15 protein-coding genes and 1 riboswitch are annotated in these 13,107 nt (G+C 72.4%); of the genes, 7 read left to right on the top strand and 8 right to left on the bottom strand.

Annotated features, from left to right (window positions below; all coding sequences use genetic code 11):
* The 6 genes from ureG to BMZ82_RS03095 all read right to left on the bottom strand — a co-directional run bounded on the left by ureG (window position 1) and on the right by BMZ82_RS03095 (window position 5,295).
* Entirely contained in the window at window positions 1-678 is a 678-nt protein-coding gene (ureG, locus tag BMZ82_RS03120) for an urease accessory protein UreG (RefSeq protein ID WP_093771364.1), read from the bottom strand.
* A 75-nt stretch (window positions 679-753) separates the two neighbouring features.
* Entirely contained in the window at window positions 754-1,428 is a 675-nt protein-coding gene (locus BMZ82_RS03115) for an urease accessory protein UreF (protein ID WP_093771362.1), read from the bottom strand.
* Entirely contained in the window at window positions 1,428-3,149 is a 1,722-nt protein-coding gene (locus tag BMZ82_RS03110) for an urease subunit alpha (protein ID WP_093771360.1), read from the bottom strand. Before BMZ82_RS03110 ends, BMZ82_RS03115 begins: the two co-directional genes overlap by 1 nt.
* Window positions 3,142-3,453, bottom strand: a complete 312-nt coding sequence (locus tag BMZ82_RS03105; RefSeq protein WP_093771358.1) for an urease subunit beta — start codon at window positions 3,451-3,453, stop codon at window positions 3,142-3,144. The genes BMZ82_RS03110 and BMZ82_RS03105 overlap by 8 nt, the downstream gene beginning before the upstream one ends.
* A 10-nt stretch (window positions 3,454-3,463) precedes the next feature.
* Window positions 3,464-3,766 carry an urease subunit gamma gene (locus tag BMZ82_RS03100; protein WP_010988499.1) on the bottom strand — a complete coding sequence of 101 codons (303 nt, stop codon included), beginning with the start codon at window positions 3,764-3,766 and terminating at the stop codon, window positions 3,464-3,466.
* Between the two features lie 1,250 nt (window positions 3,767-5,016).
* Complete coding sequence (locus BMZ82_RS03095; protein ID WP_093771356.1) at window positions 5,017-5,295, bottom strand: type II toxin-antitoxin system Phd/YefM family antitoxin; 279 nt, start codon at window positions 5,293-5,295, stop codon at window positions 5,017-5,019.
* Between the two features lie 64 nt (window positions 5,296-5,359).
* Between BMZ82_RS03095 and BMZ82_RS03090 the strand changes: the two genes are divergently transcribed.
* The 3 genes from BMZ82_RS03090 (at window position 5,360) to BMZ82_RS03080 (ending at window position 7,361) form a co-directional block, all read left to right on the top strand.
* The gene (locus BMZ82_RS03090) at window positions 5,360-5,998 is read left to right on the top strand and encodes an ATP-dependent Clp protease proteolytic subunit (protein ID WP_093771354.1); all 639 of its coding nucleotides are present in this window, start codon (window positions 5,360-5,362) and stop codon (window positions 5,996-5,998) included.
* A gap of 7 nt (window positions 5,999-6,005) precedes the next feature.
* Window positions 6,006-6,311 (top strand): hypothetical protein, encoded by a 306-nt coding sequence (locus tag BMZ82_RS03085; protein ID WP_093771352.1) that lies wholly within the window; start codon window positions 6,006-6,008, stop codon window positions 6,309-6,311.
* A 390-nt stretch (window positions 6,312-6,701) separates the two neighbouring features.
* Window positions 6,702-6,884: riboswitch (cyclic di-AMP (ydaO/yuaA leader) on the top strand.
* Window positions 6,885-6,887: 3 nt separating this feature from the next.
* On the top strand, window positions 6,888-7,361 hold the full coding sequence (locus BMZ82_RS03080) for a C40 family peptidase (protein WP_093771350.1): 474 nt from the start codon (window positions 6,888-6,890) through the stop codon (window positions 7,359-7,361).
* 45 nt (window positions 7,362-7,406) lie between these two features.
* Here BMZ82_RS03080 and BMZ82_RS03075 read toward each other — a convergent pair whose 3' ends face one another.
* Entirely contained in the window at window positions 7,407-7,928 is a 522-nt protein-coding gene (locus tag BMZ82_RS03075) for an ATP-binding protein (RefSeq protein WP_093771348.1), read from the bottom strand.
* A gap of 248 nt (window positions 7,929-8,176) precedes the next feature.
* Between BMZ82_RS03075 and BMZ82_RS03070 the strand changes: the two genes are divergently transcribed.
* Together BMZ82_RS03070 and BMZ82_RS03065 are read left to right on the top strand one after the other, a co-directional pair.
* Window positions 8,177-9,037, top strand: coding sequence for a helix-turn-helix domain-containing protein (locus BMZ82_RS03070; protein WP_093771346.1), 861 nt, complete (start codon window positions 8,177-8,179; stop codon window positions 9,035-9,037).
* A gap of 9 nt (window positions 9,038-9,046) precedes the next feature.
* Window positions 9,047-9,280 carry a DUF397 domain-containing protein gene (locus BMZ82_RS03065; protein ID WP_093771344.1) on the top strand — a complete coding sequence of 78 codons (234 nt, stop codon included), beginning with the start codon at window positions 9,047-9,049 and terminating at the stop codon, window positions 9,278-9,280.
* A 37-nt stretch (window positions 9,281-9,317) separates the two neighbouring features.
* Here BMZ82_RS03065 and BMZ82_RS03060 read toward each other — a convergent pair whose 3' ends face one another.
* Entirely contained in the window at window positions 9,318-10,445 is a 1,128-nt protein-coding gene (locus tag BMZ82_RS03060) for an 8-amino-7-oxononanoate synthase (RefSeq protein WP_093771342.1), read from the bottom strand.
* A 155-nt stretch (window positions 10,446-10,600) separates the two neighbouring features.
* On the opposite strand from BMZ82_RS03060, the gene bioB reads away from it, so the two are divergent.
* Both bioB and BMZ82_RS03050 read left to right on the top strand, forming a co-directional pair.
* A complete protein-coding gene (gene bioB / locus BMZ82_RS03055; RefSeq protein WP_093771340.1) occupies window positions 10,601-11,818 on the top strand; it encodes a biotin synthase BioB in 1,218 nt (405 codons plus the stop codon).
* A complete protein-coding gene (locus BMZ82_RS03050; protein WP_177244357.1) occupies window positions 11,811-13,106 on the top strand; it encodes an adenosylmethionine--8-amino-7-oxononanoate transaminase in 1,296 nt (431 codons plus the stop codon). Before bioB ends, BMZ82_RS03050 begins: the two co-directional genes overlap by 8 nt.
* Window position 13,107: the final 1 nt, after the last annotated feature.

Genomic DNA, 13,107 nt, shown 5'->3' with positions numbered 1-13,107 from the left:
TCACGCCGTCCAGGCGGCGAGCTGCGCCCGCACCCACGCGGCGACGTCGGTCACACCGCTGTCGCCGCGCAACGACTGGAAGACGACGGGGAGTTCGGCGCGCTGGGCCTTGGCGTCGGCGGCCATCCTGGCGAGGTCGGAGCCGACGTACGGCGCGAGGTCGGTCTTGTTGACGACGAGCAGGTCGGCGGTGGTGACGCCGGGCCCGCCCTTGCGCGGGATGTCGTCCCCGCCGGCCACGTCGATCACGAAGATCTGCGCGTCGACGAGCCCCTTGGAGAAGGTCGCGGTCAGGTTGTCGCCGCCGGACTCGACCAGGATGAGATCGAGCGGTCCGACGGCGTCCTCCAGGTCCTCGACGGCTTCGAGGTTGGCGGAGATGTCGTCGCGGATCGCGGTGTGCGGGCAGGCGCCCGTCTCGACGGCCGTGATCCGCTCGGGCGGCAGCACGGCCTCCCGCAGCAGGAACTCGGCGTCCTCGCGCGTGTAGATGTCGTTCGTGACGACGGCCAGCGACAGCGCGTCCCGCAGCTCGCGGCAGAGCGCGGCCACGGTGGCGGTCTTCCCGGACCCGACGGGCCCGCCGAGCCCGATCCGCATCGCCCGCCGTGAACCGTCGGCGCGCCGGGCGTCGGCGCCGACCGCGGCCGGGCCGTCGTGGGAGTGGTCAAGATGCATGGTGCGGCTCCTGTTCCAACGTGTCTCGCAGAAGGGTTCCCGGCAGCAGGGGGTGCCGAGGGGCGGGGGCAGGGCCTAGGAGGCGAACAGGCGTACCGGCCATGCCGCATGCACCTCCGCCCCGATCTCCAGCAGCGGCGCGGACGCCGCCGGCAGTACGTCGGTCCCGGCCGTCGGGACGGCCGTCCCCGCCGTCACCGCCCGGTCGACCACCTGGTCCAACTCCGGTGCCAGCCGGGCCAGTACCGCCGTCGCCTCGAACGGGTCCAGGCTCAGCAACCGCACCACGGCGGTCGCCGGTCCGCTGACGCTCTCGTAGACCGCGCAGTACGCCGCGTCCGCCGCGCCGAGCCCGGCCGCCCGCGCGGTCAGGCCGAGCACCACCGGCTGGTGGGCGCCCTTGGGAAACTCCCGTGCCAGGGCGCCCAGTTCGGGGCTCGGCCAGGTCGACCGGGCGGCCCGCATCAGTTGTCGGCCCAGCTTGCGGGCGGCCGTCCGCAGCGCCGGGGACGGCGTACGGGCGTCCGCCGCCGCGTCCAGTTCCGCCGGGTGGGCCCCGGCGGCCGCCGCCGCGGCCAGCGCCGCGGAGACCAGTCCCGCCGTGTGCAGCCGGCCCCGGCAGAAGGCCTCCAGGCTCGCCGCACCGGTGATCCGGCCGGCCTTGACGGCCTCCTCCGCCCCGCCGGAGTGCGCGTGCCCGCCGGCGGGGAACCGGCCGTCGGCCAGGACCAGCAGCGCTGCCCTGCCCATCAGAAGAGGAAGTAGCGCTGGGCCATGGGCAGTTCGGCGGCCGGAGTCGCCTCGACGAGCTCCCCGTCGATGTGCACGGCGAAGCTGTCGGGGTCGACCTGGACGCGCGGCCGGGCGTCGTTCTCCCGCATGTCCGCCTTGGTCACGCCCCGCGTGGACTCGATGGCGACGAACTTCTTCCCCAACTGGAGCCGCTCCGGCAGCCCGTCCTCGATCGCGAGGGGCGCCACGAAGTTGAACGAGTTCGCGGCGGGCGCCCGGCCGATCGCGCCGAACATCGGGCGCGGCAGGATCGGCTGCGGGGTCGGGATCGAGGCGTTGGCGTCGCCCATCTGCGCGTACGCGATCTGCCCGCCCTTGACGACGAGGTGCGGCTTGACGCCGAAGAACGCCGGCTCCCACAGCACCAGGTCGGCGAGCTTGCCGCTCTCGACCGAGCCGATCTCACGGGCCAGGCCCTGCGCGAGCGCCGGGTTGATCGTGTACTTGGCGATGTACCGGCGTACGCGGTGGTTGTCCGCCCGGCCGTCGCCGGGCAGCGCGCCCCTGCGCCGCTTCATCACGTGCGCCGTCTGCCAGGTCCGCATGATGACCTCGCCGACCCGGCCCATGGCCTGCGCGTCGGAGGAGATGATCGAGATCGCGCCGAGGTCGTGCAGGACGTCCTCGGCCCCGATCGTCGACGGCCTGATCCGGGACTCGGCGAACGCCAGGTCCTCCGGGACCGCCGCGTTGAGGTGGTGGCACACCATCAGCATGTCGAGGTGTTCCTCGGCGGTGTTCACGGTGTACGGCCGCGTCGGGTTCGTCGAACTCGGCAGCACGTGCGGCTCCGAGACGACGGTCATGATGTCCGGCGCGTGCCCGCCACCCGCACCCTCGGTGTGGTACGCGTGGATCCCGCGGCCCGCGATCGCGGCGAGCGTGTCGCCCACGAATCCGGCCTCGTTCAGCGTGTCCGTGTGGATGGCGACCTGGATGCCCGTCCGGTCGGCGACGGTCAGCGAGGCGTCGATGACGGCCGGGGTCGAGCCCCAGTCCTCGTGCAGCTTCAGGCCCAGCGCGCCGCCGCGGATCTGCGACAGCATCGCGTCCTGCGAGACGGTGTTGCCCTTGCCGAGGAAGCCGATGTTGAGCGGGTACTGCTCCATCGCCTCCAGCATGCGCGCGAGGTGCCAGGGGCCGGGCGTCACGGTGGTCGCCTTCGAGCCCTCGGCCGGCCCGGTGCCGCCGCCGACCAGCGTCGTGACGCCCGAGGACAGCGCCTCGTCGGCGATCTGCGGGCAGATGAAGTGGACGTGCGCGTCGACCGCGCCGGCCGTCAGGATCCGCCCGTTGCCGGCGATGATCTCGGTCTCCGGGCCGATGACGAGGTCCGGGTGAACGCCGTCCATCGTGTCGGGGTTGCCGGCCTTGCCGATGCCGGTGATCCGCCCGTCGCGGATGCCGACGTCGGCCTTGACCACACCCCAGTGGTCGACGATGACCGCGCCGGTGATGACGGTGTCGGGGGTGCCGTCTGCGCGCGTAGCGCGCGACTGCCCCATGGACTCACGGATGACCTTGCCGCCGCCGAAGACGGCTTCCTCGCCGGCGAGTCCGGGGCCACCGCAGCGGTCCTCCTCGATCTCGATCAGCAGGTCGGTGTCGGCGAGCCGGATGCGGTCGCCGGTCGTCGGGCCGAACAGGTCGGCGTAGGCGGCACGCGAGATCTCAGGCATCGAGGGCACCTCCGGTCTCCCCGCGCAGACCGGGCACGACGCGGGCGCCGGCGAGGGGGACGAGTTCGACGTCGACGGGGATCCCGGGCTCGAACCGCACGGCGGTGCCGGCGGAAACGTTCAGCCGCTTGCCGCGCGCGGCGGCGCGGTCGAAGTCCAGGCCCGGGTTGGCCTCGGCGAAGTGGTAGTGGGAGCCGACCTGGACGGGCCGGTCGGCGGCGTTGAGGACGGTGAGCCGGGTGACGTCACGGCCCTCGTTGTAGACGACGGGCTCGTCCGCGAACAGGATCTCGCCGGGAATCATCGAGGCCTCCTCAGACGATCGGGTCGTGGACGGTGACGAGCTTGGTGCCGTCCGGGAAGGTGGCCTCGACCTGGACGTCGTGGATCATCTCGGGGATGCCCTCCATGACGTCGTCGCGGGTGAGCAGCTTGCGGCCGGACGACATCAGCTCGGCGACGGTACGGCCGTCACGCGCGCCTTCGAGGATGTGCGACGTGATGAGGGCCACGGCCTCGGGGTGGTTGAGCTTGAGCCCACGGGCCCGACGCTTCTCGGCGACGTCGGCCGCCACGTGGATCAGCAGCCTCTCCTGCTCGTGCGGGGTCAGTTGCACGTCCCACCTCACATCCTCGCTCCAGGCCGTGCGGGGCCCGGTTGCCGCGGCCACGAGGAAAAGCCCCTGGTGGCATGGACCGGCAGGCTAGTTGGACCGCATTTCAGGCAAGTTAACCGAGCTGTGATCGATTCGCTCCCACGACACCGGCCCGCCCCGGCCGCAAGACCGACGGCGCGCCGCCGAAGCCCGGCACGACGGCGACCACCCTGCGCGCCGCCCGGCCTCGGGCACGTCGGACGGCGTCGCCCCAACACCCCGGCAGGCACCGAGCCGACGACGATCCGGGGGCGACCGGTGTCGAGGTGAGCCCGGGACACGCCCTGCCGACCCCCGCCACCAACTGGGCACGGGACGCGGCCACGGAAGACGGCGAAGCCTTCGGCCGCCCTCACCACGCCGACGAAGCGGCACCGGTGACCCCGCCGAGGACCGGACCGTATACGGCGCGGTTCTCGCCCCGGCCGGTGGGCCGAGCCGCCGGCCGCCCCGGCCACGAGTCCGGTCGCTCCCCGGCCGTTCCGGCGCGCGGCAGGCGGCGACACCCCGGCGAACACGGTGGACGTCCCGCCCGCCGCCGAGCCGACCGCGACCCTCCCCGGGATCGCGGCCGGCTCGGCGGCGAGGAACGCGGCGGCCCGCCAGGCACCCGGGCCTCGACACAACCGACGCCACAGGACCCGGTCCGGGTGCGCCCCGGACGGGGCGACCCGGACGCGGCGACCCGGACGCGGCGACCCAGACGCGGCGACCCAGACGCGGTGACCCGGACGGGGCGACCCAGACGCGGCGACCCGGACGCGGCGACCCAGACGCGGCGACCCAGACGCGGCGACCCAGACGGGGCGACCCAGACGCGGTGACCCGGACGGGGCGACCCAGACGGGGCGACCCAGACGCGGTGACCCGGACGGGGCGACCCAGACGGGGCGACCCAGACGCGGTGACCCGGACGGGGCGACCCAGACGGGGCGACCCAGACGCGGTGACCCGGACGGGGCGACCCAGACGCGGTGACCCGGACGCGGTGACCCGGACGCGGTGAATGCGGTGATCCGCCCGGCGCTGCCGCCGGGCAGCGGCGCGACCCTGCTTCGAGCGCGTCTCGGCGGCCAGCCCTCCGCGCACGACCGCCCTCCGCGCAGCCACGCTCAAAACGCGCCGGACCGGCGCGCCCAGGCCGGCCGCCGCCGAGGGACCGGCGCCGGCGCCATCCGTCACGGAGGCCCCGGGCCGTGTCGCCGCCGTGTCTACGACGGGCTCGCCCCCCGGTGTTCTGCCGTGATGCCGAACCGGTGGGGTTCGCGGGGAGCGGACGCGACCTCGCGTACGGCGGTGACCGTGCTGATCACCGGCTGTTCCGCGGGCCGGTCCAGTTCGTCGAGTCGCTCCAGGTCGGCGGCGGAGACGAGGGCGACAAGGGGCTTGCCGTGCCGGGTCACGACGACGCGCTCACCGCCGTACACCACGCGGTTGATCAGGTCGGCGAGCTCAGCCCTGGCTTGCGTCACCGGAATCTCGTAGGCCATACCCCCATTCTAACGTCACGTACATCCTGTACATTTTTTACAGACACACGAAGGAGGGGCTTCCATGAATCGACCGCCGTCCGCCCGTTATGTCCTGCCCGAGTTCACCGAACGCACGAGCTTCGGGCATCGCACGATGGATCCGTACTCGAAGCTGCTGGAGGAGCGGATCGTCTTTCTGGGGACGCCGGTCGACGACACCGCGGCGAACAACGTGATGGCCCAGTTCATGTATCTGGAGCACAAGGACCCGGACCGGGACATCGCGCTGTACATCAACTCCCCGGGCGGCTCGTTCAGCGCGATGACGGCCCTGTACGACACGATCCGGTACGTCACCTGTGACGTGGCGACGACCTGCCTGGGCCGGGCGGACTCGTCCGCCGCGGTGCTGCTGGCGGCGGGCACGCCGGGCAAGCGGTTCGCGCTGCCGGGCGCGCGGCTGACGATCCGCCAGCCCTCGCTGCCGGAGCCCATCGAGGGGCAGGCCAGCGACCTCGCCATCGAGGCGGCCGAACTGGCGCGCACCCGGGCCACCCTGGAGGAGATGCTCGTCCGGCACACCGGCCGCACCCCGGAGCAGGTGACCGCGGACATCGAGCGGGACAGGTTCCTCACCGCCCAGGAGGCCGTGGAGTACGGCCTGGTGGACGAGATCATCACCAGCCGCAAGACGTCGACCGGCACGCCGGACGGGAGGTGAGCCGCCGATGGTGCCCGAACTGCCGCCGCTGCCCGCGCTGACCCGCGCCGAGGCCGAGCTGATCGACGGCTACCTCGACGTCGTCGACCTGCTGGGCCGGATCAACCCCGCCCACCACGGGGACACGTATCGCGGACTGCGCGCCGCCCAGGCGCTGGTGGGGAAGGCGACCGCGCTGCGCGACGCGCTGACGCTGATGCACCAGCGCGGCGAGAACGAACTGCACGCGCCGACGCTCGCGCGGGCGCTGCGCGTCCTCGACGGGGAGCGTCGTACGGCGCGCGTCACGGTCCCTCCGCTCTCCGACAGTTGACGCGGCCCGGCTCCGGGCCGGACGGCCGCGCCCCGAGCGGGTCGTCCGGCCGCGCCGTCCGGCCCGGAGTTGAAACGAACCAGTGGAGGTACCCCTGTTCGGCGTAGCGTGCGCTGCCTCCGCAGGCCGGTAGAGGTTGCGGAAAAGAGAACGATTCGGGCGGAATTAGGGGCTCCGCCCCTGGTCCGGGGGCCTTTGGCGACCTTTGGCGACCTTGACACCTGATCGGCCATCAGGGTGTCCACCCGAACGGGTGAGTGGTGAGTAACCCCACAAATCCCCGGTTCCATTGGGATTTTCGGACATCGGTGAGTCAAGATCCCTGACTGACGACAAGCCCCCGCCACAAGAGGCGGGGCGGTCCGGGCGGACGCCGAGTCCTGCCGCCGCTCGGATGACCGGTCGACAGAAGTGCATCGGCAGGAGTGGAGGACCCAAGCACGACGGGTCGCCGGAACGGTCACGCCATGACCGGGCCGAGCAGCCCTTGGGGTGAAGCCGCGTGAGCGGCCGGGCAACTTCGCCAGCCCGAATCCGACAGGTCATCCTTCACAGGCGGCTGACGAAGGGTTGCGCATGACTGCGCTCAATCGTGTCCCGTCGCTCATGGTCCGGGCCGGTACGGCCTCGGCCTTCGCCATCGCCGCCGTGGGCGGCTCGGTCGTGGTACCGGGGCTCGCCACCGACGCCGCGGCCGCCACACCGGCGACGAAGGCGCTCCAGGTCGCGGCATCTAAGAAGGGTGCTCTGTACAAGTACGGGGCCACCGGGCCGAAGAGGTTCGACTGCTCGGGGCTCACCCTGTACTCGTACAAGAAGGCGGGCAAGAGCCTGCCTCGGACGGCGGCCCAGCAGTACAACAAGACGAAGCACATCTCGGCGTCCGGCCGTAAGGCGGGCGACCTGGTGTTCTTCCACTCCGGTTCGAACGTGTACCACGTCGGGATCTACGCGGGCGGCGGCAAGATCTGGCACTCGCCGAAGACCGGAGACGTGGTGAAGCTGCAGAAGATCTGGACCAAGAGCGTCTGGTACGGCCGGGTCCGCTAGGTCCGCCGAATCTCCCGGGATGGTGCCGGCGTCCCTGACGCGCCGTCACCGCCCCGGGGTGTCGCCCTCCGCCGGGGCGGCCGGAGCAGTCAGGGCTCCGGCTCCCGCCACCGGCTCCGCGATGGGAACCGCCGTGGGAACCGCCGTCGGGACCGTCCACGGCAGTTCCACGATGACCGTCTTGCCGCCCTCCCTCGTGGGCCGCACTCTCAGCTTGCCGCCGCACTCCGCGGTGAGCCAGCGAATGATCACCATGCCTCGGCCGTTGTCCTGCTGGACGGCGGCCGGCAGTCGTTGGGGGAAGCGCGGGTGGCTGTCGGTGACGCCGATGCGCAGATGTTCGTCCCGCTCGAGGACGAGGTCCACCGTGAAGGTGGGCGACTGCCCGAAAGTGTGCTGTACGGCGTTGGTGGCGAGTTCCGAGACGATCAGCCGGACGGTGTCGGCCGCCTCCGTGTCCGCCGGCAGACCCCATTCCCCGAGGGTGCCGGCCACGAAGCCGCGGGCCGTGGAGACCGAGGCGGGATCGCTCGGCAGAGTGACGGATGCTTCCAGGTGATCTGCCATGGCGACGTCGTCCCTTTCCCACGGGACCGAGGCCGACACGGTGCGTGTGGTTCGAGTACGGTCCCGGACTGGCTGCTTCTTCGCCAGACTGCCATCACCGCACCGGTCACGGGTGGCGATCCACCAAGATATGCATATATCTGTCGCTCGATGCGGTGAACTCTGCGACGGCAGAGCGTATTCGGGCGGCTCGTAGGGATTACGGCCCGTGAGGAGTGCGGCCCGTAAGGAGTAAGAAGGAGGAGCCTGTGCAACACGGTCCCGCGGTACGTCGCCGCAAGCTGGGCGCCGAACTGCGCACGCTGCGCACCCGGGCGGGACTCACCAGTGGTGAGGCGGCCCGGCTGGTGGGCTGGCACCAGTCCAAGGTGAGCCGCATCGAGACCGGCACCAGTGGATCGAAACCGGCCGATGTGCGATTACTTCTCGACGCCTACGGAGTGGCCGATCCGCATCTGCGGGAGCTGATGCTGGCGCTGGCGAGCGCCGAGGGCAGCGGTGGCCGCGACCACTGGTGGCACGCCTACCGCGGGGTGCTGCCGCCCGCCTACCGGGACTTCATCAGCCTGGAGTCGCAGGCGAGCGCGCTGCGCACCCTGGAGACGACCGTGGTCCCGGGCCTGCTGCAGACGCCCGAGTACGCGCGCGCGGTGACCAGGGCCGCGGTGGAGGGCATCGACGAGGCGCAGCTCGACACCCTGGTGGCGGTGCGGATGGCCCGCCAGGACGTGCTGCGCGGCCGGCCGCCGCTGGAGCTGTGCGCGGTGCTGGACGAGGCGGTGCTGCGGCGCGAGGTGGGCGGGCCCGAGGTGATGGCGCGGCAGCTCGACCGGCTCGTGGAGGCCGCCCGGCTGCCCCAAGTACGGCTCCAGGTGCTGCCGTTCGCCGCCGGAGCGCATATCGGGATGACCGGCCCTTTCGTTATCTTCTCGTTTTCGCGCGATTCCGATCTGGACGTGGTTGTTCTTGACCACTTGATGAGTAGCCTCCATCTCGAGCGGAAAGAAGACCTCCAGGCCTACACCGAGGCCTTCAACGCCCTTCGGGCGCAAGCCCTTTCGCCCGGGGACTCATCGGAATACATCGCCGCGCTGGCAGGCGGCGCGTAAGGAGGCACCATGTCCGCAGCACCGCGGAACGTACCTTCCCCTACCGGTCCCGACGCTCTCCCGCCGATGCGGTGGCTGCGCAGCAGCTACAGCACGGGAGCGAACAACTGCGTCGAGACCGCCCGGCCGGCCCACGGCCCCTGGGCCGGTCTGCTCGCCGTACGCGACTCCAAGGACCCGGCCGGACCCGCCCTGCTCTTCTCCCCCGAGAGCTGGACGGGCTTCACGGCCACGTTCCACTGAGCCCACCGACCACGCCGACCACGCCGACTGCACCGGCTCAGGGTCGGGTCTCGTCGATCACCCGTACAGCGCGTTCCAGCTCGGCCCCGGAGAGGTCCGCGCGGGCGGTCAGCCTCAGGCGTGAGATGCCGTCGGGCACGGAGGGAGGACGGAAGCAGCCCACGGCCAGGCCTGCCGACCGGCAGTCCGCCGCCCACCGCACGGCCGTCTCCGGGGACGGCGCCCGCACGGAGACGACCGCGGCGTCCGGACGCACCGCTTCCAGACCCACGGCCGTCAACCGCGCGTACAGCTCGCCCGCCACCGCACGCGCGCGCTGAGCGCGCTGCGGCTCCGCGCGCAGCAGCCGGAGGGCGGCCAGCGCCGCGCCCGCCGCCGCCGGGGCCAGACCGGTGTCGAAGATGAACGTCCGGGCCGCGTTGACCAGGTGGTCGATCACGCGCGCGGGACCCAGCACCGCGCCGCCCTGGCTGCCGAGGGACTTCGACAGCGTGACCGTGACGACGACGTCGTCCGCGCCCGCGAGACCCGCCGCGTACGGCGCGCCCTGTCCGCCGTCCCCGAGCACGCCGAGGCCGTGGGCGTCGTCGACGACCAGTCCCGCGCCGTACGCCCGGCAGGCGGCGGCGAGGGCGGCCAGCGGGGCGGCGTCGCCGTCGACCGAGAAGACCGTGTCGGAGACGGCCACGGCCGGGCCCTCGTGCGTGCCGAGCGCCTTGCGCACGGCGTCCGGGTCGGCGTGCCCGACGACCTGGGTGGTGCCGCGGGCCAGTCGGCAGCCGTCGATGAGCGAGGCGTGGTTGCCCGCGTCGGAGACGATGAGCGAGCCGTGCGGGGCCAGCGTGGTGACCGCGGCGAGGTTGGCCGCGTACCCGGAGGAGAAGACGAGGGCCGCCTCGAACCCGCAGTGCTCCGCGAGTTCCCGCTCCAGCTCGGCGTGCAGCTCGGTGGTGCCGGTGACGAGCCGGGAGCCGGTCGCGCCCCCGCCCCAGGTCCGGGCCGCCGCGGCGGCGCCCGAGACGACCTCGGGATGCCGGGCCAGGCCCAGGTAGTCGTTGCTCGCGAGGTCGAGGAGCGGCGAGTCGGCCGGGCGGGGCCGCAGCGTCCGTACGAGTCCGGCCCGGCGGCGCGCCTGGGCCTGCTCGTCGATCCAGCCGAACGCCATGGGTCCTCCGGGGCTTTTGGCTTTTGTAGGTAGCGGACAGACACTAGCGGCCCGGCCCGCCGCCCACTGTGTGGCGATACCCACACGTCGAAGCGGGTGTGTTGTGCGATCCCTACCTTGGCCCGGAGCGGGTGTTTAGGACAGGATCGGCTCTCATGGACCTGCTGAACACGCTGGTGGACAAGGGGCTTCGGCGCGAGCTGCCGACCCGCGAGGAAGCTCTGGCCGTCCTGGCCACTTCCGACGACGACGTGCTGGACGTGGTGGCCGCGGCCGGGAAGGTGCGCCGCCACTGGTTCGGCCGACGGGTGAAACTCAACTATCTCGTCAACCTCAAGTCGGGGCTGTGCCCCGAGGACTGCTCGTACTGCTCCCAGCGGCTCGGCTCCACCGCGGGGATCCTCAAGTACACCTGGCTCAAGCCCGACGAGGCCTCCCAGGCCGCCGCGGCGGGGCTCGCGGGCGGGGCCAAGCGGGTCTGCCTGGTGGCCTCCGGGCGCGGTCCGACGGACCGGGACGTGGACCGGGTCGCGGGCACCATCAAGGCGATCAAGGAGCAGAACGAGGGCGTCGAGGTCTGCGCCTGTCTGGGCCTGCTCTCCGACGGCCAGGCCGAGCGGCTGCGCGAGGCGGGCGCGGACGCCTACAACCACAACCTGAACACGTCCGAGTCGACGTACGGCGAGATCACGACCACGCACACGTACGCCGACCGGGTGGACACGGTGCAGAAGGCGCACGCGGCGGGGCTGTCGGCGTGCTCGGGGCTGATCGCCGGCATGGGCGAGACGGACGAGGACCTCGTGGACGTGGTCTTCTCGCTGCGCGACCTGGACCCCGACTCGGTGCCGGTCAACTTCCTCATCCCGGTCGAGGGCACCCCGCTGGCCAAGGAGTGGAACCTCACCCCGCAGCGCTGTCTGCGGATCCTGGCGATGGTCCGGTTCGTCTGCCCGGACGTCGAGGTGCGCATCGCGGGCGGCCGTGAGGTCCATCTGCGCAGCATGCAGCCGCTCGCCCTGAACCTGGCCAACTCGATCTTCCTCGGCGACTACCTCACGACCGAGGGCCAGGCGGGCAAGGCCGACCTGGAGATGATCGCGGACGCCGGGTTCGAGGTGGAGGGCGCGGGTGAGATCACCCTGCCGGAGCACCGGGTGACGGCGGGCGGGGGCTGCGGGTCCCACGCGGCCGGGGGCGGGTGCGGGTCGCACGCGGACTCCGGGTGCGGGTCGCACGAGGGCGGCGGGGTGTGCGGTTCCGCCCCGGCGGCGGCCGTTCCGGCTGCCGCTTCGGGGGTCAACGAGGCCCGGACCGACCTGGTCGCCGTGCGCCGCCGTGGCGCCGGCACCGATCTCGCGCCCAATGCCTGAGCTGCCCGAACCGAGGCTGCCCGTCTCCCGGTTGCTGGAGCTGGACCGGCGGCATGTGTGGCATCCGTACGGGCCGATGCCCGGGCAGGTGGACCCGCTCGTCGTGGAGTCGGCGAGCGGGGTGCGGCTGCGGCTCGCGGACGGCTCGGGCGAGCTGGTCGACGGGATGGCGTCCTGGTGGTCGGCGATCCACGGCTACAACCACCCGGTGCTGAACGAGGCCGCGCGGGAGCAGCTCGGCCGGATGAGCCACGTCATGTTCGGCGGGCTCACGCACGAGCCCGCCGTACGCCTGGCGAAGCTCCTTGTCGACATGTCGCCCGACGGTCTGGAGCATGTGTTCCTCGCCGACTCGGGTTCGGTGTCGGTCGAGGTCGCGGTGAAGATGTGCCTTCAGTACTGGCGTTCGCTGGGCCGGCCGGCCAAGCAGCGGCTGCTGACCTGGCGCGGCGGCTACCACGGGGACACCTGGCAGCCGATGTCCGTGTGCGACCCCGAGGGCGGGATGCACGACCTGTGGACCGGCGTGCTGCCCCGGCAGGTCTTCGTGGACCCGCCGCCGGCCGAGTACGAGGAGGCGTACGCCGACGGGTTGCGGGCGGCGATCGAGCGGCACGCGGACGAACTGGCCGCGGTGATCGTGGAGCCGGTGGTGCAGGGCGCGGGCGGGATGCGGTTCCACTCCCCCGCGTATCTGCGGGTGCTGCGCGAGGCGTGCGACGCGCACGGCGTGCTGCTGGTGTTCGACGAGATCGCCACCGGGTTCGGGCGTACGGGCGCGCTGTTCGCGGCGGAGCACGCGGCGGTGACGCCGGATGTGATGTGCGTCGGCAAGGCGCTGACCGGCGGCTATCTCACGATGGCGGCGGCGCTGTGCACCTCCCGGGTGGCCGAGGGGATCTCGCGGGGCGAGGTGCCGGTGCTGGCCCACGGGCCGACGTTCATGGGCAACCCGCTCGCCGCCGCCGTCGCGTGTGCCTCGATCGAGCTGCTGCTCGGGCAGGACTGGCTGGCGGAGGTCAAGCGGATCGAGGTGGGTCTGCGGGACGGACTGGCCGCCGCTCGCGAGATCCCGGGCGTCAAGGACGTCCGCGTCCTGGGCGCCATCGGGGTCGTGCAGCTCGACCACGCCGTAGACATGCGGGCGGCGACCGGGGCGGCCGTACGGGAGGGCGTCTGGCTGCGGCCGTTCCGCGATCTGGTGTACACGATGCCGCCGTACGTCACCGGTGACGCGGACGTGGCACGGATCGCGCGCGCGGTGTGCGCGGCGGCGCGGGAGGGATGAG

The sequence above is a fragment of the Streptomyces sp. yr375 genome (assembly GCF_900110755.1).
GTDB lineage: Bacteria > Actinomycetota > Actinomycetes > Streptomycetales > Streptomycetaceae > Streptomyces.
This window is presented reverse-complemented; position numbering and strand designations above follow the sequence as displayed.

Coding starts and splice junctions, on each gene's coding strand:
- ureG (WP_093771364.1), bottom strand. CDS start 678: ATGCATCTTGACCACTCCCACGACGGCCCGGCCGCGGTCGGCGCCGAC.
- BMZ82_RS03115 (WP_093771362.1), bottom strand. CDS start 1,428: ATGGGCAGGGCAGCGCTGCTGGTCCTGGCCGACGGCCGGTTCCCCGCC.
- BMZ82_RS03110 (WP_093771360.1), bottom strand. CDS start 3,149: ATGCCTGAGATCTCGCGTGCCGCCTACGCCGACCTGTTCGGCCCGACG.
- BMZ82_RS03105 (WP_093771358.1), bottom strand. CDS start 3,453: ATGATTCCCGGCGAGATCCTGTTCGCGGACGAGCCCGTCGTCTACAAC.
- BMZ82_RS03095 (WP_093771356.1), bottom strand. CDS start 5,295: ATGGCCTACGAGATTCCGGTGACGCAAGCCAGGGCTGAGCTCGCCGAC.
- BMZ82_RS03090 (WP_093771354.1), top strand. CDS start 5,360: ATGAATCGACCGCCGTCCGCCCGTTATGTCCTGCCCGAGTTCACCGAA.
- BMZ82_RS03085 (WP_093771352.1), top strand. CDS start 6,006: ATGGTGCCCGAACTGCCGCCGCTGCCCGCGCTGACCCGCGCCGAGGCC.
- BMZ82_RS03080 (WP_093771350.1), top strand. CDS start 6,888: ATGACTGCGCTCAATCGTGTCCCGTCGCTCATGGTCCGGGCCGGTACG.
- BMZ82_RS03075 (WP_093771348.1), bottom strand. CDS start 7,928: ATGGCAGATCACCTGGAAGCATCCGTCACTCTGCCGAGCGATCCCGCC.
- BMZ82_RS03065 (WP_093771344.1), top strand. CDS start 9,047: ATGTCCGCAGCACCGCGGAACGTACCTTCCCCTACCGGTCCCGACGCT.
- BMZ82_RS03060 (WP_093771342.1), bottom strand. CDS start 10,445: ATGGCGTTCGGCTGGATCGACGAGCAGGCCCAGGCGCGCCGCCGGGCC.
- bioB (WP_093771340.1), top strand. CDS start 10,601: ATGGACCTGCTGAACACGCTGGTGGACAAGGGGCTTCGGCGCGAGCTG.
- BMZ82_RS03050 (WP_177244357.1), top strand. CDS start 11,811: ATGCCTGAGCTGCCCGAACCGAGGCTGCCCGTCTCCCGGTTGCTGGAG.